The sequence below is a fragment of the Streptomyces sp. GQ60 genome (genome assembly GCF_059758875.1).
On record NZ_JCAXEG010000027.1, the window covers coordinates 37262 to 58735 of the forward strand.

The 21474-nt window shown below is 70.3% G+C and carries 21 protein-coding genes and 2 pseudogenes; 15 read left to right on the top strand and 8 right to left on the bottom strand.

Annotation, left to right across the window (positions count from 1 at the left end):
* The first annotated feature begins 340 nt into the window (after positions 1–340).
* The 3 genes from AC6CKD_RS35360 to AC6CKD_RS35370 all read left to right on the top strand — a co-directional run bounded on the left by AC6CKD_RS35360 (position 341) and on the right by AC6CKD_RS35370 (position 2993).
* Positions 341–1207 carry a GntR family transcriptional regulator gene (locus AC6CKD_RS35360; protein WP_498333139.1) on the top strand — a complete coding sequence of 289 codons (867 nt, stop codon included), beginning with the start codon at positions 341–343 and terminating at the stop codon, positions 1205–1207.
* Complete coding sequence (locus tag AC6CKD_RS35365; protein ID WP_498333140.1) at positions 1191–1889, top strand: HAD family hydrolase; 699 nt, start codon at positions 1191–1193, stop codon at positions 1887–1889. The genes AC6CKD_RS35360 and AC6CKD_RS35365 overlap by 17 nt, the downstream gene beginning before the upstream one ends.
* 126 nt (positions 1890–2015) lie before the next feature.
* Positions 2016–2993 carry a hypothetical protein gene (locus AC6CKD_RS35370; RefSeq protein ID WP_498333141.1) on the top strand — a complete coding sequence of 326 codons (978 nt, stop codon included), beginning with the start codon at positions 2016–2018 and terminating at the stop codon, positions 2991–2993.
* A gap of 596 nt (positions 2994–3589) precedes the next feature.
* Here the strand turns inward: AC6CKD_RS35370 and AC6CKD_RS35375 are convergent.
* The 3 genes from AC6CKD_RS35375 to AC6CKD_RS35385 form a co-directional block, all read right to left on the bottom strand.
* On the bottom strand, positions 3590–4219 hold the full coding sequence (locus tag AC6CKD_RS35375; RefSeq protein WP_498333143.1) for a DUF305 domain-containing protein: 630 nt from the start codon (positions 4217–4219) through the stop codon (positions 3590–3592).
* 88 nt (positions 4220–4307) lie between these two features.
* Positions 4308–4904, bottom strand: a complete 597-nt coding sequence (locus AC6CKD_RS35380) for a DUF6153 family protein (RefSeq protein WP_498333145.1) — start codon at positions 4902–4904, stop codon at positions 4308–4310.
* Between the two features lie 377 nt (positions 4905–5281).
* Entirely contained in the window at positions 5282–5677 is a 396-nt protein-coding gene (locus tag AC6CKD_RS35385; RefSeq protein ID WP_498333147.1) for a DUF302 domain-containing protein, read from the bottom strand.
* Positions 5678–5830: 153 nt separating this feature from the next.
* Between AC6CKD_RS35385 and AC6CKD_RS35390 the strand changes: the two genes are divergently transcribed.
* The 5 genes from AC6CKD_RS35390 to AC6CKD_RS35410 all read left to right on the top strand — a co-directional run bounded on the left by AC6CKD_RS35390 (position 5831) and on the right by AC6CKD_RS35410 (position 9364).
* Complete coding sequence (locus tag AC6CKD_RS35390) at positions 5831–7198, top strand: rhodanese-like domain-containing protein (protein ID WP_498333149.1); 1368 nt, start codon at positions 5831–5833, stop codon at positions 7196–7198.
* Between the two features lie 47 nt (positions 7199–7245).
* Entirely contained in the window at positions 7246–7605 is a 360-nt protein-coding gene (locus tag AC6CKD_RS35395; protein ID WP_498333151.1) for a rhodanese-like domain-containing protein, read from the top strand.
* Positions 7602–8348 carry a sulfite exporter TauE/SafE family protein gene (locus AC6CKD_RS35400; protein ID WP_498333153.1) on the top strand — a complete coding sequence of 249 codons (747 nt, stop codon included), beginning with the start codon at positions 7602–7604 and terminating at the stop codon, positions 8346–8348. The genes AC6CKD_RS35395 and AC6CKD_RS35400 overlap by 4 nt, the downstream gene beginning before the upstream one ends.
* A gap of 110 nt (positions 8349–8458) precedes the next feature.
* Positions 8459–9031, top strand: coding sequence for a rhodanese-like domain-containing protein (locus AC6CKD_RS35405; RefSeq protein WP_498333154.1), 573 nt, complete (start codon positions 8459–8461; stop codon positions 9029–9031).
* A 66-nt stretch (positions 9032–9097) separates the two neighbouring features.
* Positions 9098–9364 (top strand): metal-sensitive transcriptional regulator, encoded by a 267-nt coding sequence (locus AC6CKD_RS35410; RefSeq protein ID WP_030010943.1) that lies wholly within the window; start codon positions 9098–9100, stop codon positions 9362–9364.
* Positions 9365–9429: 65 nt separating this feature from the next.
* Here AC6CKD_RS35410 and AC6CKD_RS35415 read toward each other — a convergent pair.
* Positions 9430–9594 (bottom strand): annotated as a pseudogene (locus AC6CKD_RS35415) (ACR3 family arsenite efflux transporter); the annotation flags it as partial.
* On the opposite strand from AC6CKD_RS35415, the gene AC6CKD_RS35420 reads away from it, so the two are divergent.
* Positions 9575–9988, top strand: a complete 414-nt coding sequence (locus tag AC6CKD_RS35420) for an arsenate reductase ArsC (protein WP_498333156.1) — start codon at positions 9575–9577, stop codon at positions 9986–9988. The pseudogene AC6CKD_RS35415 and the gene AC6CKD_RS35420 overlap by 20 nt on opposite strands.
* Positions 9989–10404: 416 nt before the next feature.
* Here the strand turns inward: AC6CKD_RS35420 and AC6CKD_RS35425 are convergent, their stop codons facing one another.
* A complete protein-coding gene (locus AC6CKD_RS35425) occupies positions 10405–10809 on the bottom strand; it encodes a hypothetical protein (protein WP_498333158.1) in 405 nt (134 codons plus the stop codon).
* A 171-nt stretch (positions 10810–10980) separates the two neighbouring features.
* Here AC6CKD_RS35425 and sigJ point away from each other — a divergent pair, with 171 nt between their 5' ends.
* Positions 10981–11931 (top strand): RNA polymerase sigma factor SigJ, encoded by a 951-nt coding sequence (sigJ, locus tag AC6CKD_RS35430; RefSeq protein ID WP_498333160.1) that lies wholly within the window; start codon positions 10981–10983, stop codon positions 11929–11931.
* Positions 11932–11977: 46 nt separating this feature from the next.
* On the opposite strand, the gene AC6CKD_RS35435 is transcribed toward sigJ, so the two are convergent.
* Positions 11978–12715 (bottom strand): DUF4232 domain-containing protein, encoded by a 738-nt coding sequence (locus AC6CKD_RS35435; protein ID WP_498333161.1) that lies wholly within the window; start codon positions 12713–12715, stop codon positions 11978–11980.
* A gap of 311 nt (positions 12716–13026) precedes the next feature.
* On the opposite strand from AC6CKD_RS35435, the gene AC6CKD_RS35440 reads away from it, so the two are divergent.
* Positions 13027–14487 (top strand): helix-turn-helix domain-containing protein, encoded by a 1461-nt coding sequence (locus tag AC6CKD_RS35440; protein ID WP_498333163.1) that lies wholly within the window; start codon positions 13027–13029, stop codon positions 14485–14487.
* 54 nt (positions 14488–14541) lie between these two features.
* Here AC6CKD_RS35440 and AC6CKD_RS35445 read toward each other — a convergent pair whose 3' ends face one another.
* On the bottom strand, positions 14542–16617 hold the full coding sequence (locus AC6CKD_RS35445; protein WP_498333165.1) for a SpoIIE family protein phosphatase: 2076 nt from the start codon (positions 16615–16617) through the stop codon (positions 14542–14544).
* A gap of 488 nt (positions 16618–17105) precedes the next feature.
* Between AC6CKD_RS35445 and AC6CKD_RS35450 the strand changes: the two genes are divergently transcribed.
* Positions 17106–18074 carry an endonuclease/exonuclease/phosphatase family protein gene (locus AC6CKD_RS35450; RefSeq protein WP_498333167.1) on the top strand — a complete coding sequence of 323 codons (969 nt, stop codon included), beginning with the start codon at positions 17106–17108 and terminating at the stop codon, positions 18072–18074.
* A gap of 58 nt (positions 18075–18132) precedes the next feature.
* On the opposite strand, the gene AC6CKD_RS35455 is transcribed toward AC6CKD_RS35450, so the two are convergent.
* A complete protein-coding gene (locus AC6CKD_RS35455; RefSeq protein ID WP_498333169.1) occupies positions 18133–18705 on the bottom strand; it encodes a TetR/AcrR family transcriptional regulator in 573 nt (190 codons plus the stop codon).
* Positions 18706–18802: 97 nt separating this feature from the next.
* Between AC6CKD_RS35455 and AC6CKD_RS35460 the strand changes: the two genes are divergently transcribed.
* The 3 genes and pseudogenes from AC6CKD_RS35460 to AC6CKD_RS35470 form a co-directional block, all read left to right on the top strand.
* Positions 18803–20404 carry a carboxylesterase/lipase family protein gene (locus AC6CKD_RS35460; RefSeq protein WP_498333171.1) on the top strand — a complete coding sequence of 534 codons (1602 nt, stop codon included), beginning with the start codon at positions 18803–18805 and terminating at the stop codon, positions 20402–20404.
* Positions 20405–20728: 324 nt separating this feature from the next.
* Positions 20729–20932, top strand: a complete 204-nt coding sequence (locus AC6CKD_RS35465; protein WP_498333173.1) for a cold-shock protein — start codon at positions 20729–20731, stop codon at positions 20930–20932.
* 308 nt (positions 20933–21240) lie between these two features.
* Positions 21241–21474, top strand: a pseudogene (locus AC6CKD_RS35470) (DEAD/DEAH box helicase); the annotation flags it as partial.

Consider the following 21474-nt stretch of genomic DNA (forward strand, 5'->3'; position numbering starts at 1 on the left):
CCGCCCGTACAGCGCCGAAGCGCCGGACGGGCGGAGGAGGCAACCGGCCGCCGCCCGTGGGGCGACGGTGGGTTGATCAAGTGCATTGGTCATCTCATTCCAGGAGCGCGCTCCTGGGGGTAGGCAGAGATCAGCCGTCCGGTTGACAAGGGGAGCCGGCGCCCTCGGCCAATAGGCCTCCGCACCCTGAGCTGCGTTTATAGGCGCAGCTCACCCGTTCAAGCCTGACCAACTTGGCTAGCCCGGTGGGCACAGGAACAACGTAGCCAGCCTGGCTAGTCACGTCAAGAGGTGGATAGCCAGGCTGCCCAAATAGTCAGGTTGGCCGTACCATCGAGCCATGACCTTTGCGCTTGAGCCTCTGGACCCGGACGACGATCGACCGCCGTACGAGCAGGTCGCGCGCAGCCTTGGCGCGGCAATCCGAACGAGGAAGCTGGCACCCGGCGAGCGGCTCCCGTCGCACAAGATGCTGACGGACCACTACGGCTTCGCCCGAGCAACGATTCAGCGAGCCCTGCGTGACCTGGAGGACGAAGGTCTAGTCGTGTCCCGGAAGGGCAGCGGCGTGTTCGTGCGGAACCGCACCGAACGGCCGGCCGGACTGCGTCCGTACGTCGAGCAGGCCTTCGGCAGCCACAACGTGACGATCGACTTCGCGGGATTCTCCAGTGAGACGCTCCACGGAGCCTTGCAAGAGCCGCTCGACAAGATTCGAGTGGGCCGCCTGACACCGTCGAGCATCCGGATCCGCATCCTGGTTCCCGACATGGACGTACCGCAGGCAGCTCCGGTGCGCCGGGAGGACAGCGCTGACGACCCGCGGCTGCGCGCCCGCATGCACGACATCATGGTCGGCTACACGCGCAGCATCTCCGACGCCATAAGCGAGCTCAGCCATCTCGGACTCGTCCAGGAGAGCAACGTGGACGTCCGCGTACACAGCGGGACGCAGTTCTTCAAGCTGTACGTGATCAACAACGAGGACGCGTTCTTCGGCTACTATCCGATCCGCCCGAACAAGGTGGTGGCTCAGGGCGAGGCCATCGAGATCTACGACCTCGTCGGCAAAGACACGATCCTCTTCCACCACTCGGTCAACGAGGGCGATTCCTCCAGCGGAGCGCAGCAGGTAGAGCAGGCTCGGATGTGGTTCGACAGCGTGTGGGAGACGATCGCAAGGGACGCCAATGCCGACGCAAGCTGACGCACTCGGCGTTGTACTCAGCGCGTCGAAGGCAATCCTCTTCGACTTCGACGGACCTGTCTGCGACGTGTTCAAAGGCCTGCCGGCGCCTGCTATCGCTAGCGAATTGGCCGCGCTACTCTCTGTGCTGGCACCCGCCCTAGAGGCTCCCGCACGCGCTACGGACGACCCAATGGAGGTTCACCGCCTCTCCCAAGAGGGCGGCAGCACCGTCCTCGCGGCAGTAGAGGCGGCCCTCACCGCAGCAGAGGTCCGGGCGGTAAAGGTCGCTGGGGATCCAACAGTCGGTGCCGTTGAGACTCTCCACGCCGCTCGTAACATGGGCCGGCATGTGGCAATCGTGAGCAACAATTCGGTCGAGTGCATTCGGGAGTACCTATCCCTGCACGGGCTAGCGGTGTTCGTCGACGAAATCATCGGACGCCCTGAGCTGCGACCTGATCTGATGAAGCCGTCCCCTCACCCACTGCTGATCGCTGCCTCAACTCTCCAGGTTGCACCCAGCCTGGCAGTACTCGTAGGCGACTCCGTCACGGATATCGAGGCTGCACACGCAGCGGGTGCCCGGAGTATCGGATACGCGAATAAGCCCCACAAGTGGGCCTCCCTGACTGACGCCGGTGCAGATGTCGTGCTGCTCCGGATGCAGGAGATCGCGGACGCTTTCGATGATCCCCGGTAGAGCCTGGCTGGCCATCCGGGCATAATCACCCCGCCGGCCGCCGCAGGCTGTACCCTCGGCCGATCGGGCTGCCAACGGAGCACCTCTGCCTCTGGGCTGTGGCAGCTCCTGGCGATGGGGAGTCCGATGGCAGCAACCTTGGACGAGCAGTCAGTGAAGCGGCTGGCCTACATCCGCATGCTGTACGAACAGGGTGTGTCTCAGGCAAAGCAGCCCATGCCTATGAGTGCAAGCAGCCTGCTCTCACTACACGACTCTGTGGAAATGTTCCTGGTGTTGTCCAGTGATGTCCTCAATGAACAGGTCGACAAAAAGACGACGTTCATGGACTACTGGAACAAGATTAAGAGCGTCCAGTTGAGTGGCGCTGCTGGAATGCGACGCCTGAACGATGCCCGGAACAGTCTGAAGCACGCGGGCGCCATGCCGTCGACAGAAACTGTTCAGCAGGCCCTGTCTGACACTTTCGCCTTCTTCGACGACAACGTCCGGCGGGTCTTCAGCGTGCCACTGTGGTCCGTGGACACGTCCTACGTCATCCCTCAGCCTAGGGCGCGGGAATTCGTCCGACAGGCCGCGCTGCGATTTGAGGCCGGGGAGGGCGGAGCCGCTCTGGCCCTGCTCCAGCTGAGCCTTGTTGAAGTACTTGAGGCGCAGCAATGGTGGCCACACGGGACACTCATGGCGAAGATCTCTAATCCCCGGAACCGCTTCTCGAAGTTGAGCCGTTCATTCAGGGCGGCCTTCGGACGGACCTACAGCAATGACATCGTCGATGCCGCACGGGAACTGGAGCATCTGGAGGCGGCGGTCACCGACCTACAGGACAGCCTTCAGTGGATGGCCCTGGGCGGCAACCTCCACCACTACGCCCGGTTTCAGGCTCTGACGCCTCGGAGTATCTATTGGACACGAGGAGCTGACGAAGCCTCGATTCAGAACGTTCTCGGCGGCCTGGATGTGACCTCTCGTACCCCCACACGTGAGGAGTTCGATTTCTGTCGACAATTTGTCGTCACGACGGCTCTGCGAAGGGCGGACCTCGACGCACACGTCCTCACGCCGTCGTGGCAGCGTGAAGTCACTGCCGGTGACGGGGACTGACGTGGTCGATCCGAGCCGTGTCCTCCAGACGCTGAGGGGTAGCCGTCGGTTCGCCTCTGATCTGCCGCAAGGTCGCACCACTTGCGCACCACATGAGGCGGACAACAGCGGTAAACACCGGTCCAAGCCAGCCTGCGAGCCGAACCCTCCCGGGGACTGAAAACGCAGGTCAGAGGCACAGTCAGGTGAGCTGGAGCGGGGATTCCCAAGCTTATAGCGCGGGTTCGATTCCCGTCATCCGCTCTTGCAAGAAGGCCCAGGTCATCGACCTGGGCCTTCTTCGTTGTCTAGACCTCTCAGCCCCTGCCGTGCCCTCCGCGTGCCCCAACTCGCGGGAATCGCCTGCTCGGAGGGGGCGCGGCGCACCACATCCACCACCTCAAGCCCAGGCCGTCTCGAATCACGAGACGCATTTCGCGTGACCTGCACCTGCACCACAACCGGGCCGCCCTGGCGTGAATTCGCTTCCACAAAGCCGCCGTTGACGGCGAGCCGGATGGCGGGCGGACCCGGCGTTGTGGCCCGACGTGGGCACAGAGGGTTTCGGTGCAGAAAGGCGCCTGGGGCAGGGCCGCGAGGTCGCCGCCCTGCCGCTGTCAGCCCGTCTTGAGCATGGTGCGCATCTGGGCGATCTCGGCGGTCTGGGAGCTGATGATGTCGTCGGCCAGGGCCTTGGCGGGGCCGTAGGCGCCCTGTTGCTTCTCCGTCTTGGCCATGTCGATGGCGCCTTCGTGGTGCTCGATCATCATGGTCAGGAACATGGTGTCGAAGGCGTTGCCCTTGGCGTTGCCGAGCCGGTTCATGTCCTGGTCGTCCATCATTCCGGGCATGCCGGAATCGCCGTGGCCCATGCCGTCCATGCTGGCGCCGGTGGGGACCTTCTCGCCCCACGCCTTGAGCCAGCCGGACATGGTCTCGATCTCCGGGGCCTGGGCCTTCTTGATCTTTTCCGCGAGTGTCTTGACCTCGGCGGAGGCGCCGTGGGCGGCGACCATGTCGGACATCAGGATGGCCTGGCGGTGGTGGGGGATCATCCCCTGCGCGAAGGTGACGTCCGCCTGGTTGTGCCGGTCGGCCTCTGTCGACGCCGGGGCGGTCGTGGTCGCGGGAGTGGTTCCGGCCGTGTTCGCGCTGTTGTCGCTGCCGCACGCGCCAAGGAGCAGGCCGGCGGTGACCGCGGTGGCCGCCAGGGCCGCGCGGCGCGGCAGGGATCGGTTCGTGTTCATTTCGTTGGACTCCAGTGATCGAATGCGGGAAGGAAGGGCTGAGCCGTCGGTGGCTGGCGCCTTCGGGCGCATGCCACAGGAGGAGCCCCTATATCCGCAGGATCTGGAGATCGGCGAGCAGGGGTGGCGCCCGCCCTCCGGCGGGCTCGTAGGCCGGCGCGAGCGACAGCGCGGCCGGAGTGTCGGCGGTGCCGCTCGGCATGCCGGTGAGGGGTGCGGTGTCCGGCGCGGCGATGCCGGGGGACCCGGGCAGGGCCGCGGACGCACACATCTGGTCCGCGTGTCCGCCGTGGCGGGTCGGGCTCGGGTCATCGTCGGGGCACAGGTACTGCGGGCCGGCCTGCGCCGCCGCCACGTGGTGGGACATGTGCTCGGTGGCGCCCGTCGACGGCAGCGCGGCGGCAGTGCCCAGAGCGTGCATGCCGAGCAGCCCGAGGGTGAGTCCGAGAACGAGCAGCAGCCTGAGCCGCGGCATCGGCTGGGGCTGCGGCGGCGTGCGGGGCTCGCGGACGGTCACATTTCCCACCGTAGGCCGCACTCGCACCCGGCGCAGCGCGACCTGGGCCCGGTCACCGGCCATGACCATCACCTCCCCGTCCGCCGGGGCCGTAGGGGCCGGGCGTGGCAGGCGGAGGCACTTGAGGGCGGGGGCGTTGACGGCGACGATGACGCTGGATCCGGGCATGGACAACGCAGCGATCTCCGAGGGCGGGATCAGGCAGGTGGCGGGTTCCAACACGCCTGCGGCAAGATGCGCCAGAACCTCGGCTGGGCCACCGGCTACCACTCATCGCCATGCCCATCGGGGGTTTCGTCCAGGCGGCGCAGGCCGATCGTGGCTGACATTCCCCCGGCGACGCCACCGATGAGGATGACCACTTCACAGCAGGTGCTCCGCGCACTTGCCAATACCCCCAGGTAGGGCGCTGGCCCCGATCACGGCGACGCCAACGGCGGCCCGCAGGATGCGGCCTGCCGGTCAGGGCCGCCGAGGAAGAAGCGGGATTCACGGCGCCCAGGAGGGCGGATGGGGTGGGATGTGCGCGTAGCTCTCTGGGGTGGTCATCCGATGCTTTGGAGGGCATTCAGGGCGGCGTCGAGCCGGCGGGTGGCTTCCTCGGCGACGGGCTGGAGGGCGGGCAGGCCGGTGAGGGTGACCATGATGCCGGGGTCCAGGGCCTGGACGGCGGTGCGTGAGCCGTCGGTGCGGACCACGACGTTGCAGGGCAGGAGGAGGCCGATGGTGCGGTCGGCGTCCAGGGCCTGGCGGGCGAGCGGCGGGTTGCAGGCGCCGAGGATCAGGTAGTCCTCCATGTCGTGGCCGAGCTTGGCCTTCAGGGTGGCGGTGACGTCGATCTCGGTGAGGATGCCGAAGCCCTGCACGGCAAGGGCCTCGCGGACGGCGGCGACGGTGGTGGCGAAGTCGGTGTCGAGGTGGACGGTCCGGTCGTAACGCATGGCGTCATCTCTTTTCCGGGGGCGCGTGGGCGGGCGGGCGTAGCCGCCCTGTGTGAGCGGGTTCCCCATGCCGCCAAAAATACCCCCGGGGGTACCCGTGTTAGGCTCGAAATATACCCCCGGGGGTAAATGTCAGCCGAAAGGAGCAACCGCGTGTTCTTCATCGACACCATCGAGACCGAGGGTCTCGGAAACCGCAGCTACCTGGCGGGCGGCGCGCACACCGCGGTGGTGGTGGACCCGCCCCGCGACATCGACCGTGTCCTTGCGGCCGCTGCGGGGCGGGGGGTACGGATATCGCACGTGGTGGAGACCCACGTCCACAACGACTACGTCACCGGCGGCCTGGACCTGGCCCGCCTGACCGGCGCCGCCTATCTGGTGCCCGCCGCCGCCCGCGTTGCCTTCACCCGCACACCGGTAGCCGACGGCGACACCGTGAGTGTGGACGAAGGCATCACGCTGCGGGCGATGGCCACCCCCGGCCACACCCCGCACCACACTTCCTACGTCCTGGAAGAGCAGGGGGCGGTGGCGGCGGTCTTCACCGGAGGGTCACTGCTGATCGGTTCGGTGGGCCGCCCCGACCTGGTCGAGCCGCGGCTGACCGAACAGCTGGCCCGCGCCCAGCACGCCTCCGCCCACCGGCTGGCCGCCGAGCTCCCCGACGAGACACCGGTGCTGCCCACCCACGGCTTCGGCAGCTTCTGCTCCTCCTCCCAGTCCGAGGGCGACGCCACCACCATCGGCAAGGAGAAGACGGGCAACGACGCCCTGGTCAAGGACGTCGACTCCTTCGTCGCCGCACTGCTGGCCGGCCTGGAGGACGTTCCCGCCTACTACGCCCACATGGGCCCGGCCAACGCCGACGGCCCCAACCCGGTGGACCTGACCGCACCCCCGCTGGCCGACGCCGCGGACATCGCCAAGCGCCTGGCCGCCGGGGAGTGGGTGGTGGACCTGCGCAACCGGATCGCGTTCACGGAAGGGCACGTCGCGGGATCGTTCAACTTCGAGGCCGAGGGGAAGATCGCCACCTACCTCGCCTGGATGATCCCCTGGGGCAAGCCCGTCACGCTGCTCGCGGAGTCACCCGCCCAGCTCGCCGCCGCCCAGCGTGAACTGGTCCGCGTCGGCATCGACCGCCCGGCCGCCGCCGCCACCGGCACCCCCCGCGACTGGATGCCCGCCGGCCACACCCCGCGCTCCTTCCCCCGCGCCACCTTCGCCGACCTCGCCACACAGGCCCCCGGCCCGGACGTGGTCCTCGACGTACGCCGGGACTCCGAGCGCGCCACGGGCTGGATCGAAGGCTCCGTGCACATCCCGATCCACCAGCTGCACGGGCGCCTGGCCGACGTTCCGGCCGGGACGGTGTGGGTGCACTGCGCGGGCGGGATGCGCGCGGGCATCGCCGCCTCCCTGCTCGACGCCGCAGGCCGCGACGTCGTCGCCGTCGACGACTCCTTCGACGCCGCAACCGACGCCGGCCTGCCCCTCACCACCGGAACCGGCAGCTGAACCACAGCCACCCCCGCCTCTGCCCCCGAGAATCGGAAGGAAGACGGATGTTCCTCTTCCGTCGCGGCACCGCCCGCGTCACCCCCGCCCAGGCCCGCCAGAGCACCACCGACGGCGACGCCGTCCTCCTCGACGTACGCGAACAGGTCGAGTGGAACGCCGGACACGCCCCCGGCGCCCTCCACATCCCGCTCTCCCGGCTGGCCACCGGCGCCGCACTGCCCTCCGCCACCGAGGGCCGGCCGCTGGTGGTGATCTGCCGCTCCGGGCACCGCTCCCAGCAGGCCGCAAAACTCCTGGCCGGGCGCGGAGCCGAGGCCACCGACGTCAAGGGCGGCATGAACGCATGGGCGGCGGCCGGCCTGCCGGTCGTCGACGAACGCGGAAGCAGCGGCCGGATAGCGTGAGCACCCTCGTACTCGCCCTCGCCGCCGGGGCCGTCATCGGCCTGGCTCTCGGGGCACTCGGCGGAGGCGGCAGCGTCCTGGCCGTCCCCGCCCTGATCTATCTCCTCGGCTTCACCCCGGCCGCCGCCACCACCGCCTCACTGATCATCGTCACCGCAACCTCCGCCACCGCCCTCTACACCCACGCCACATCCGGCAACGTCCGCTGGAAAACCGGCGCCCTGTTCGCGGCCGCCGGGATCGTCCCCGCGATCACCGCGGCCACCCTCGCCACCCGCCTGCCCGAAGCGGTGCTGACCGCCGCGTTCGCCGCGATAGCCGCCCTCGCCGCCCTCGCCATGCTCAGAACCCCGGCCGCCAATCCGCAGCCCGAGCCGGTCCGGCCCGTGCGGGCGGCAGGAGCGGGCGCCGGACTCGGGGCGGTCACCGGATTCCTCGGCGTCGGCGGCGGCTTCCTCGCCGTCCCCGCACTCGTAGGCGTCCTCGGACTGCGCATGCGCGCCGCAGTCGGGACCAGCCTGCTGGTCATCACCGTCAACTCCCTCGCCGCACTCGCCGCCCGCGCCGGCACCAGCACGCCCCTGGACTGGACGGTCATCGCCCCCTTCACCGGCGCCGCGATCCTCGGAGCCTGGGACGGCAAACGCCTCGCCGCCAAAATCTCCGGCCCCACCCTCCAGCGGATCTTCGCGATCGTGCTCCTGGCCGTCGCCGCCCTCATGCTCACCGACGCCCTCCACTGAGCCTCCCCCTCCCGCGACGGCGCCCCGCCGCCACCCTCCCGCCGATACCCCCTGGGTAACGCCGTGCCCATCACCGGGCACTGTCGACAATAAGGATGGAACGCCACATCATGACCACACCCCGCACCCTGGATGCCGACCAGGCCAGCAGCCGTCTTCACGAACTGATCGTCCTGGACGTCCGCACTCCCGGCGAATACGCCGCGGGCCACCTGCCCGGCGCCCTCAACATCCCCCTCGACCACCTCGACCGGGCCCTGCCCGACATCCGCCACGCCTCCCGGCGCGGCGACATCCTCGTCGTCTGCGCTTCCGGATCCCGCTCCGAGAACGCCTGTCACACCCTCGCCGCCCACGGCATCACCACCGCCACCCTCACCGGCGGCACCGGCGCGTGGGCCGCTGACGGCCACCCCCTCCACCACCCCGACGGCGCACGGCGAACCGCTTGGAGCATGGAGCGCCAGGTACGCCTCACCGCCGGCGCCGTCGTCCTCGCCGGCCTCGCCCTAGGGCGGCTGCACCCCGCCTTCCGCCTCGCCTCCGCCGGCATCGCGGGTGGCCTGGTGTTCTCCGCCGCCACCAACACCTGCGGCATGGCCGCCCTCCTCGCCAAACTCCCCCACAACCGCCCCCACCAAGGCGACCTCGACGCCACCCTCGCCGCCCTCCGCGACCACTGACCCTCACCCGCCAAATACCCCCTGGGGTACCATGAGGGAAGACCGCACAAGGCCAGGAGGCAACAGGTGAAAGTCGACGACGACGCAGTCAACGCAGTCCTCAACCGGCTGCGCCGCGCCCAGGGACAACTCGCCGGCGTCATCGCCATGATCGAAGCCGGCCGCGACTGCAAGGACGTCGTCACCCAGCTCGCCGCCGTCTCCAAGGCCCTCGACCGCGCGGGCTTCAAAATCGTCGCCAGCGGCATGCGCCAGTGCATGACCAACGCAGACGAGAACCAGGCCCCCATGACCGAGGAAGAACTCGAAAAACTCTTCCTGGCCCTCGCCTGACCTGCACCCCGCACCAAAACGGCCCCGTCACGGCAAAGAAGTGACGGGCCAGGTTTCCACAGCAGCTACCGGTTGGCGGCGTTGAACTTCCAGCGCCGGGCCAGGGACACGCAGACGAGCGCGACCAGGACCGGGACCTCGGTCAAGGGGCCGACGACGCCCGAGAGCGCCTGCCCGCTGGTGACGCCGAAGGTGGCGATGGCGACCGCGATGGCCGGCTCGACGTTGTCGCTGTTCGTCTGCGTCCACAACGCCGGTCGCTCCCAGATGGCCGCGGCCTGGCTGACCCACCTCGCTGGGAACCGCATCGAGGTCCGCTCCACCGGCTCCGCCCCGGCCGACTCCGTGAACCCGGCCGCGGTCGAGGCCATGCGCGAAGTCGGCATCGACATGTCCGCGGAGACCCCGAAGATCCTCACCGTCGACGCCGTGAAGGCGTCGGACGTGTGCATCACCATGGACTGCGGCGGCGCCTGCCCCGTCTTCCCCGGCAAGCGGTACCTCGGCTGGAAGCTCGAAGACCCGGCCGGCCAAGGCGTCGAGGCCGTCCGGCCGATCCGCGACAAGATCAAGAAGATGGTCGAGGGACTGATCGATGAGATCGCCCCTGCTCCGTCTGCCTGACCGCTTGCGGGCGCAATCCCCGATATCGGCGACCTGCCCGCGCCGGAAACCCGTCGGCGATGCGGGCGGCTCACCCCCCCTCGGGAGCGCCAAGGCGAAGGGCGTGCCCCAACCGTGCCCTTAAGGACGGTCAACAGCGGTCAGAACGGGTTCAAGAAGGGACCTCGGAAGGCGCCCTACAGGGCCCGTTTATGCAGGTCAGGACCCATGCGGAACCGTTCCGCACAGTAGATTCCCAAGCTTATAGCGCGGGTTCGATTCCCGTCATCCGCTCTTGCAAGAAGGCCCAGGTCATCGACCTGGGCCTTCTTCGTTGTCTAGACCTGCTCACGCGTCCCGGACCACTTGCCACCACGTGGCCCCAGCGGGGCCTGCTCGGCGGCCTTGTGCCGAGCAGGCCCCGCAGCGCGCGGCGGCTACGACCGGGTGCCGGTGCGGTCCGACACGCGGGTGGACAGAACCTGGCCCAGCGCCAGCACGCTCAGGCCGAACATCAGGATGCCCAGGGGGACATGGAGCGACGGCATGTGCGCGATGCCCAGCACCACCTGCACCGAAGCGAGTACGAGGAAGCCGGACGCGTACAGGATGGGACGGGGTGATCCGCCGCCCGGCCGCCACGCCAGGATGGCGGCGAGCACGTACAGCACCGACGCGCCGTACATCACCTTCGATCCGGCGTCGTGCAGTACGTAGCCGTGGGACGAGGACAGCAGCATTCCGGCGGTGACGGCCTGGAAGAAGAGGGCCAGCGTCTGCAGGGCTATCGCGACCTGCGGGAACGTGACTCTGCCCTGCGCTGCCGTCGTCTGTGTGGCCATGACGCGGTCCCCTCTTCTGCCTCGCGGCGGTGGATCAGTAGTGTCTCGGTGGTCCGACGACGCAGCTCCTCGAAATGTGAGGCGAAGCGCCGACCTCACACTCCGGTGCGGTGTTTCGTCGAAGTGCCGAGAGCGGAACCGGACGAGAAGAACCAGGGAGCGGTCGCGACCATGAGCACCCCAACCGAGCCAGGACATGAACGGTCCGAGCCGGGCCTGAGCGCTGTCGTCGACGAGCGGCGACAGCTGATCAATCTCGCCTACCGGCTGCTCGGTTCGCTGGCCGAGGCCGAGGACGCCGTGCAGGAGACCTACACCCGCTGGTACGCGATGTCGCGCCAACGGCAGGAGGCCATCGACTCTCCCGGTGCCTGGCTGACGACGGTGGCCAGCCGCATCTGCCTGGACATGCTCGGCTCGGCGCGGGCCCGGCGCGAGCGCTACGTCGGTGCATGGATACCCGAGCCGCTGCCCGACCGTACGGAGTGGTCCAGCGGACCGGCGAGCGGCGGGACCGAGCCGGCCGACCCCGCCGACCGGGTCACCCTGGACGAGTCGGTGAACATGGCCTTCCTCGTCGTGCTGGAGTCGATGACGCCGGCCGAACGCGTGGCGTTCATCCTGCACGACGTCTTCCGGTACTCCTTCGCCGAGGTCGCCGAGATCGTCGGCCGGACGCCCGCGGCCTGCCGGCAGCTGGCGTCCTCGGCCCGTCGGCGCATTGGCGCCGCGCGGGCTCCGGCGGCCGCGACGGCCGGGCAGGCCGGTCTGGTGCGGGATTTCAAGGAGGCATGGGAGGCCAAGGACATCAAGGCCCTCGTCGACCTCCTCGACCCCGGCGCCACACTGACCGCCGACGGCGGCGGCCTGGTCGGCACCGTCCTGCGCCCGGTCGAGGGCAGCGAGCACATCGCCCAGTACCTGATCCACATCGCCGACAAGGCCCCTGGGCTGACCCTCCTGGAGCGGACGGTCAACGGCCGGCCCGGCCTGGTCGCCCAGCACGCCGACGTCACCGTCACCGTGGCGGCGTTCAGCTTCACCGGCGGCCGCATCACTCGCATCTGGGCGGTCCGCAACCCGGAGAAACTCCGTCCGTGGACCGAGAACGGACAGAGCTGACCCGACGCCAGGTGGGCCGGCCGGGGCCGCGGCCCCGGAAGTCCCTTCAGAAGGCGCGCAGCGCGTCGCGGGTGTTGGTGCGGTACAGGCCGACCTTCGGGTTGGCGACGGTGCCCGGCTTGGCCAGCCGGAGGCTGACGCCGTCCGCGTTCGGCATGTGCTCCTGGTCGGCCAGGACGTTGACCTCGTCGGCCACGGGGCCGTTGCCACCCGACGGGTTGAGGTCCACGGCCGCGTACGCGGTGGCGCCGGGGTGCACCGGGTACGCGGGGGCGCCGCCCAGACCACCGGGGGCGGTGGCCTGGAGACCGAGCGCGGCGCCCTTGGCGCTGAAGCCGACGGTGGGGAAGTAGTCCAGACCGCAGGAGGTGGAACCGTTGTTGGTCACGGTGATGACGCGGACCGTGGCCGGAGTGCCCGCCGGGGAAGTGACCTTGACGGTCAGGTTCCGCGCCGAGCAGGGGTGGGTGTAGGCGTAGGAGTCACCGGTGGTGTCCCCCGAGCCCTTGCCGCCCGGACCGGCCTTCGCCGGGGCGGCGGTGGCCGTGCCGCTTCCGGTGGCCGTGCCGCTTCCGGTGACCTTGCCGGCGGACGGGGCTGCGGAGGCGCCCTCCCCGGACGGCGTCACGGTCCCGGTGGAGACCGGCTTGTCCCCGCTCTTGGTCGCGGCGGGGTTCGCGGTCGGCCCGCCGGCGCTGTCCGAGCCGCCGCAGGCGGTCAGGGCCAGAGCGAGGCCGGCGGTGGCGGTGGCCAGTGCGGTGGTGCGGAGTCGGTAGGTGCGCATGGGGAACTCTCCGTGTCGGTGCGGTCGTCAGACGCGGGCTTGCGCTTTCCGCCTGACGAGACGTTGGGTGGGGCTGCTGTTCCGGGCGGCGGGCGGGTTGGGCCCTCCCGTTGCGACCGCGGAATCCGGCCGCCGGATCCGGCCGCCGATCCGATCGGCGGACCGGCGGGCTGATGACGCAACTGTGGAGCCGGTTTCGTCCCAGTGGCGTCTGGACCGGGATAGTAGGAACCCTGTAACGCTCCCGACCCCTCTCACCTGGGCGATCGGGCGAGCCTGGAACGTGCTTCCGGGATGAGGGGGAGGGTGGAATGGCCACGGAGACGGAGCGGTTCGCGGAGCTGATGCGCGGATTCAAAGAGCGCTCGGGACGCAGCTACGGCACGCTCGCCAAGCGTCTGCACTCCAGCAACTCGACGCTGCACCGCTATTGCAGCGGCGCCGCGGTGCCCACGGAATACGCCCCGGTGGAGCGGTTCGCCCGAGTCTGCGGTGCCTCGGCCGACGAACTGCTCGTGCTGCACCAGCAGTGGCTGCTGGCGCTGGTCGAGCGGCGGCGGGGAGTGATGGAGGGGCAGGCCTCGGGGTCGGCGGCGGCAAACTCCGCGGCGCTGCAGGACGGTGACGCCGCGCCGGAGGTGCCGTCTGCATCGGCGGTGGTGGAGGCCGGGGAGGCTCCGGAGTTCCGGCCGCAGGATGAGACCGACCCCGCACCCGCACCGGCACCGGCCCCGGCGTCCGCGGCCGGGTCCGACCCGGCGCCCATCCCCGCTCCCGAGCCGGCACCGGCGGAGCCCCCCGCCCCCGCCGCCCTTGCCCAGCCCGGCGGCCCCGCGCGGGCCTCCGTACCGGGGGCCCGGCGTCCCCGTCTGCTGCTGGCCATCGCGGCCGCCGTGGCCACCGCCGCGGTGGCGGCGACCGCCGCCGCCGTCTCCGCCATGGGAGATACGGGTCACGGGGACACCCGCCGCGGCGCCACCCAGCCGTCCTCGCGCGAGCCGGCGGCGGCGGGCCCGGCCCTGCCGTCCGGCGGGTCGTCGTCACCCACGCCCACAGCCGACTCCGCACCCCCGTCCAGCCCCGGACCGTCGTCCCCCTCGGCGACGTCCGCGTCCAGCTCGGCGGCCGCCCCCAAGGAGGGGGCCTCCCCCACCGCCCCGTTCACGGTCAACGTCCTGCCCGACAACTGGGACAGTCCCTGCGACCAGTGGTTCGCCCTGGACAAGGCACCCGGCACGGTCCCCCCGCCCCCCGCCGGGCCGGCGACCGAAGCGTGGGCCCGGGCCCTGGACGCCGTCCCGGCGGGGCACCTGCGCATGCAGCTGACCGTCCAGGGCACCGAGGGCAAGCCCGCGGTCCTGCACGCGCTGTACGTCCATGTCGTGAGCGGCCGCAAGGCTCCCGGCTGGAACGCGTACACCATGGGCTCCGGTTGCGGCGGCGCGCTGGTGCCGGCGTCCTTCGCCGTGAACCTGGACGACGCCTCCCCCAGGGCCCGGCCCGTACCCGGCAAGGAGGGCGAGCGGCCGACGGCCTCGACCGACTTCCCGTACAAGGTCTCCGCCACCGACCCCCAGGTGCTGAACATCGACGCCGCCACACTCGGTCGGGACGTCAGCTGGTACCTGGAGCTGGCCTGGAGCAGTGGTGACCGCAAGGGCACCACCCGCATCGACGACCACGGCCGCCCGTTCCGCACGGTCGCCCTGAACGCCGGCCACACCTACTGGTACAACGCGAACAACAACGCCTGGCTGCCGTACACGGAATGAAGGACCCGGGGCACCCGGTCCGAAATGCGGCCCCTGACGAGTGTCAGGCGAGTGTCAGTGCTGGGCCCGGGCGATGAGGAGGGCGACGTCGTCGTGGTCGCCGGGGCGGCGCAGGGCGTGGAGGAGCATGTCGCAGGTCTCCTCCAGGGATCGCGGCGGCTTTGCGAGGAGGGCCAGGAGGGCGTTCAGCCGTTCGTCGATGGCCTGGTCGCGGGTTTCGACCAGGCCATCGGTATAGAGGACCAGTTGGTCGCCCTCGTTCAGGTCGAACGTGGTGGTGTGGAAGGGGACGCCACCGACGCCGAGGGGGACCGCGGTGGGCAGTTCCAGCAGTTCGGGCGGCTGCCCGCGACGCGTCACCACGGGGGGCATGTGGCCCGCGTTGGAGATGAGGCAGCGGGTGTGGTGGGGGTCGTAGACCGCGTAGACGCAGGTCGTGATGGTCTGTCCCATGGGGTCGGTCAGGCGGTCGAGGTGACGCAGTACCTGGGCGGGGTCGAGATCGAGGTCGGCCAGTGTGCGGGTGGCCGTTCGGAGCTGGCCCATCGTCGCGGCGGCGCTGATGCCGCTGCCCATGACGTCGCCGACGACGAGGGCGGTCTTGTCGCCCGTCAGGGGGATGACGTCGAACCAGTCGCCCCCGACCTCGTCCGCCGCTTGGGCGGGCTGGTAGCGGTAGGCGATCTCCAGGCCGGGCGAGGCCGGTGGCTCCTGAGGGAGGAGGCTGCGCTGGAGGGTCAGGGCGGTGTTGCGTGCCTGCTGGTACCAGCGTGCGTTGTCGATGCACACGGCGGCGCGCGCGGCCAGCTCGCCGGCCAGGACCTCGTCGTCGGCGGTGAACGGTTCCGGATTGCGCAGGCGCTTGAGGTCGAGGGCGCCGAGGACTTCGCCGCGGGCGATGAGCGGCACGGCCAGGTAGGAGTGGAGTCCCTCGGCGGCCAGCATGCCGACGGCTTCCGGACTGCGGGCGATGCGGATCAGGTCGTCGGCGTCCACGTGGGGCACCCGGACCGGGCGGCCGGTGTTCACGCACCGGGTGACCAGCCGGTCGGCGTCGTAGCGTGCCACCTCACCCGGCTGATCGGCCGCACGCACCGCGTCCGTGGAGTACGCGGCAGCCACGGCCAGCGCCCTGAAGACCGCTGACCCTTCGGGTGCGGCCACGGTCGCCCGGCTGTGCAGGATGCTGTCGAGCACGTCCACCGCGGCGACGTCCGCCAGTTCCGGCACGGAGACCTCGGCGAGTTCGCGGGCGGTGCGGTCGAGGTCGAGCGTGGTCCCGATGCGCAGGGAGGCGTCGGCCACGAGCGCGAGGCGCTGCCGGGCCCGGGCGGCCTCGTCCTTGGCTCGATGCCGCTCACTGACGTCGACGACGGAGGTCGCGACGCCGAGCACCTTCCCGTTGGAAGCCTCCAGCCGGTAGAAGGACACCGACCACACGTGCTCACGGTCCGGGTCGGCCGGGGTACGGCCCTTGGACTCGCGGTCGAGGATCGGGACCCCGTCGGCCAGAACGTCGCGCATCGCGGACTCGATGGCCTCGACATCCAAAAAGGGCAATGCCTCTCGGACGTTCCGGCCGACATGATCGGCAGCCGGCAGGCCGTTGATGCGTTCCAGCGCCGGATTGACGGCCACGTACCGCAGATCGGTGTCTATCACCGCCAGCCCGATCGGGGACTGCGAAATCAGCCGGGTGGACAGCGCCAGATCCCGCTCCACCCGCCGCAGCGTCGCCTGGTCGGTGGCCAGGCCCAGGGCATAGACGCCTTTGCGGCCGTCCTCCAGCCGCATGTTCCGGAACTCCACCAGCCGCGTGCCGCCGTCCTTGTGCCGCACGGGAAAGACGCCCGCCCAGCTCGCCCCGCCCGCCATGACCCGCGCGAACAGGTCGACCACCAGTTCCAGGTGCTGCTCGTGGACCAGCAGCCGGCCCGCGAACCGGCCGAGGGCCTCGGCGGAGGTGTATCCGAACAGTTCCTCGGCCTGCGGGCTCCACAGGGTGATCCGCCCGTCCGCGTCGAGCACCACGGCCGCGACCTTCAGCACATCCAGCAGGCCCCCCGGCTCGGGGGAACCACCCTCCGAGGGCCGGCCGGGTTGGGCCTGGAAGGGTTCGGTTGCGCGCATCCCGGGACTCCTTCCACCCGCTGCCCGCGACTCCCATCCTCCCTCCCCCACGGCCGACCCCGCACCTCGCCCCGGCCGTGAATCCCGCCTTACGGACATCACCGCAGGTCGGCGGCGGTGCCTCGGCCGGTGCCCGTCCGGTGCCCGGCCGGCGGCGTGCACGAGCCCGCCGCGCCGCGGCCCGCCGCCCGCTGCGTGTCAGGGGCCTAGGGGCCTAGGGGCCGAGGGGGCCGAGGGGGCCGAGGGGGCCGAGGGGGAAGAGGGGGCCGACTGGCCCACCGTAGATCGCCGGTCTCCGCCGGGGACCTTAGGTTTTCGTGGAGATGCGGGGCCATCCCCTGGCGAACGGCCTGCTCGATCATGATGCGTGGTTGGCTCACATCCGTCGTCTGCGCGCTGCTGCTCCTGGTGTCCGGCTCGCCGGCGTCAGCCTCCGCCTCGGCCGAGGCCCGGCCCCCATCGCTCAAGGTCATGACCCGCAGCCTCTATTGGGGGGGACCGACCTCACACCCGTCTTCACCGCGGGCAGCCCGGACGCCCTCGTCGCCGCCGTGACGGCAGCGTTCGCGAACGTCCGTGCCACGAACTTCCCGGAGCGCGCGGAGTCGCTGGCCGACGAGATCGCCGAAGCCGATCCGCATCTCGTGGGCCTGCAAGAGGCCGTGCTGTGGCGCAGCCAGACGCCTGCCGGGCCGGGCAGTGCGACCCACGTGGAGTACGACTTCCTGCGGATCCTGATCGACGAGCTCGCTCGGCGCGGCAAGCACCATGCCGCCGTGGCCACCGTCACCACCGGCGACTACGAGGCGCCGCAGTCCACGCCCGACGGCCTGCAGGACATCCGCCTCACCGACCGTGATGTGCTCCTGGCCCGTACCGACCTTCCGGCGAACGCGTTCAAGGTGGACCACGCCCAGGCGCGGCAGTTCACGGCCAGGGTGACGCTGAACAACCCCGTGCTCGGCACCGTCGTCGTACTGAAGGGCTGGGTCGCGGTCGACGCCGCCGTACGCGGCCGCACCACCCGGGTGGTCAGCACCCACCTGGAGGTCCTCAGCTCCACCGTTCAGCAGGCCCAGGCCGCGGAACTCCTCGCCGGCCCGCTCGGCACCGAGCTGCCCACGGTGCTGCTCGGTGACCTGAACTCGGCCGCCGGAGGCGTGGGCGCCGTACCGGGCAGGACCGACACGCCGACGTACGGGCAGATCCGGGCTGCCGGCTTCAGCGACGCCTGGACCGCCAAGCACCGCAAGGACCCCGGCTTCACCTGCTGTCAGGCCACCGACCTGCGCAACGCCACATCCACGCCCGGCCAGCGCATCGACTACGTGCTGTTCCACCACGGCCTCACGGCCCTTGCAAGCAAGCGGGTCGGGGCCCGGCAGACTGACCGCACCCCCTCGGGACTGTGGCCCTCCGACCACGCCGGCGTCTGGGCTGTGCTCCGGATCCACTGAATCGACATGTCGACCCGCGCCCGTTCCGGACCGTCGGGGCCGGAGGGCCCGGTCGGTGTCAGTGTGCGATCTCGGCGAGGGCCCGGATGCCTTCGAGCAGCTCGGCGGCCGTGGGAGCGCTGGAAGGGTCGCTGAGGCACTGGAACATCACGCCCGACACGAGTGCCAGTTGCACCGTGCCGAGGGTGCGGACCGAGGCCTCCGGAACCTCGGCCTCCGGGACGCTGCGCAGGATGGCCGCCATGCCGCGCCGCCCTTGGGCGGTGCCATCGGCCAGCGGGGCTCGCAGCTCCGGCTGGCGCTGGGCCTGCATGAACAGTTCCACCGAGGCGAGCCAGAGGTCGGGGTGCGCGCCGAAGTCCTCGATCAGGCTCTCCCAGATGCGCTCGAAGTGCGCTCCGGTGGAGCCGTCGGCGTCGGGGACCAGCGCCCGGCCCATCGCGTCGCCCCACTCGTCGAGGATCTCGAACAGGGCCTGGTTGAGCAGTGCCTCGCGCGAGCCGTAGTGGTAGCCGACGGCGGCCGTGCTCACTCCGGCGGCCGTGGCCACGTCCCGTACGGAGGTGCGGTCGTACCCCTTTTCCCGCAGGCAGGCTTTGGCGCCGACGAGCAGGGCTTCGCGGTTTCCCATGCTCACGAGCCTAGTGCCGGTGTCACACGAACGCCTCACACGATCGAGTTATACAAACGTATTGCACGATCGTGCAAGCCTGCGTAGCGTTCGGGCCATGACACACACCACGTACGTTTCCCGGGGCTTCGTCGCCGCCGCCCTCACGCTGGGCATGGGGCTGGGCATGGGCGTCGGGCCGGCCGCCTCCGCGCGAGCCGCAGCGGACAGCACCGCCGCCACGGCCGTCAGTACGGTCGCCGGCACGGTCGTCGCCACCACCGGCGGCGCCGTGCGCGGCACCGCGGGCAGCGACGGCCTGCGCAGCTTCCAGGGCATCCCGTACGCCGCGCCGCCGGTGGGCGACCTGCGCTGGACCTCGCCGCGGCCCGCCGCCGCCTGGGCCGGGGTGCGTGAGGCGACCGCGCCCGGCTCGCCCTGCGCGCAGCCACAGGGACTGCCGGTCGGAGTCCCCAGCGAGGCCGAGGACTGCCTGTACCTGAACGTCACCACCCCCGCACGGCAGACCGGCACAAAGCGGCCGGTGATCGTGTGGATCCACGGCGGCAGCCTGATGTTCGGCAGCGGCGACCTCTACGGCCCCGAGCGGCTGGTCGCCGAGGGCGCCGTCGTCGTGTCGGTCAACTACCGGCTCGGCGTCATGGGCTTCTTGTCCGACCCGGCGCTGGGCACCTCCGGCGGCCTCGGCCTGGAGGACCAGCAGGCCGCGCTGCGCTGGGTCCGCGCCAACGCGGGCGCCTTCGGGGGCGATCCCGGCAACGTGACGATCATGGGTGAGTCCGGCGGCGGGTACAGCGTCTGCGGCCACCTCGCCTCGCCGAAGTCGGCCGGACTGTTCGACCGCGCCATCGTGCAGAGCGCGCCCTGCGCCACGGGCGGCTCCCGCACCCGGGAGGAGGCCGAGGCCGAGGCCGAGGCCACGCTCGCCGAGCTCAAGAAGCTGAAGGCCCAGAAGGGCGAGGACTGCGAGGACGCGGAGTCCTGCCTGCGCGACACGGACGCGGCCACGCTCATGAAGGCGTACGGGACCTGGAACGAGCCCCGCCCGATCGCCGGTACGGACCTCATGCCACTGGCCCCGGCCGAGGCCCTGCGCACGGGCGGGTTCAACCGCGTCCCGGTCCTCATCGGGGTCAACCACGACGAGGAGCGCGGCCGGATCCTCGGCCAGGAGCTGACGGGCGATCCCATGCCGCCCGAGGCGTACGAGCCCGCGATCCGCAGGGAGTTCGGCGCCCGGGCCGACGCGGTACTGGCCCGCTACCCGCTGAGCCGCTTCAGCTCCGCCGGCGAGGCCTTGGCAACGGTCCTGACCGACCGCACCTGGTCGGTTCCGACGCTGGACACCGCCCGGCTGCTGTCGCAGTGGACGCCGACCCGGATGTTCGAGTTCAGCGAGCGCGAGACGCCCTCATGGGCGGGCGACCCGAAGCTCAGCTTCGAGCTCCGCGCCTCGCACATGTCGGAGCTGTCCTACCTCTTCGACCTCAAGCTGCCCCTGTTCGAGAACCTGACAGAGGAGCAGGAACGCCTCGCCAAGCGAATGACGGACACCTGGGTGGACTTCGCCGAGTCCGGGAAGACGGACTGGCCGGGCTTCCGCAGCGGCGGCTACGTGCAGTCGCTGGCCTCGGGACCGTGGAAGCGCACGGACTTCGCCGAGGACCACGCGTACGCCTTCTGGAAGAACCTCCGCTGACGCCACTACCCCCCAATGCCACAACACTGCGGTCGGGGCGAATCAATATCTGTCCCGGCGGTTCGAGAATTTAACGGGCACCGCGAGGAGAGTTCTTAGCGCAGCACGAGGGTTAAATGCATTCGACCCACGCAATCCACTGCGACGTGCTACTGTCGATCTCGGTTGCAGTTTTGGTACCCAAAAACTTAAAGCATCTCCAGTCGGCCTCCGCGCCACTTGGTGGCGCTTCATATTTCCGGTCAATTCCGGGCGGGGCATCATCGCGGCGACACGGTCTCCGCACAGTGCGGGCGCCGGTGTACTGCCCCAAGGAGATATGACATGGCTGCTGGCACCGTGAAGTGGTTCAACGCGGCAAAGGGTTTCGGCTTCATCGAGCAGGAAGACGGCGGCCCTGACGTGTTCGCCCACTTCTCGAACATCGCCGCCCAGGGCTTCCGCGAGCTGCTCGAAGGCCAGAAGGTCACCTTCGACATCGCGGCGGGCCAGAAGGGCCCGACGGCGGAGAACATCGTTCCCGCCTGACGCTGACTCGCGGTTCGCAGCTGGGGCCCGCATCCCTCGGGGTGCGGGCCCCAGCTGCACGCGCATCCCGCGGTGCGTCCACCCGCGGGACCCCGCTCGGGATGCCGCCGTCTCGGATCCGCACCCGAGCGCATTCCTCCATTTCCGCGTCCGCATGACGCCACCCTCATTGCAGCGCCCGTCCCCGCGCACATTTCTCGCGGGTCGGATCCGCGCCCGCATTCCATTCGGTCCGTTCTCGCAATTCCCCGCGCCGCTCTTCCGCTGTGGGAATTCCTTGATGCGTGCCGTGTCAAGGAAGGTTTCACATGAACCCCACACGTAAGAACGAGCGCTCGTCCCGTACCCGCAGCCGCACCGGCGGCCCCGCCTTCGGCAACGGCGCCGGTCCGGAGCGGAGCAGCCGATTCGGCTCCTCTGGCGCATCTGGCTCGTCGGGTTTCTCGGGTCGGAGCCGTTCCGCAGGTCCGAGTCGCTCGGGCGGCTCGAGCCGCCGCCCCGCCGCGCTTCAGGGCGAGTTCGCCCCGCCGAAGACGATCACG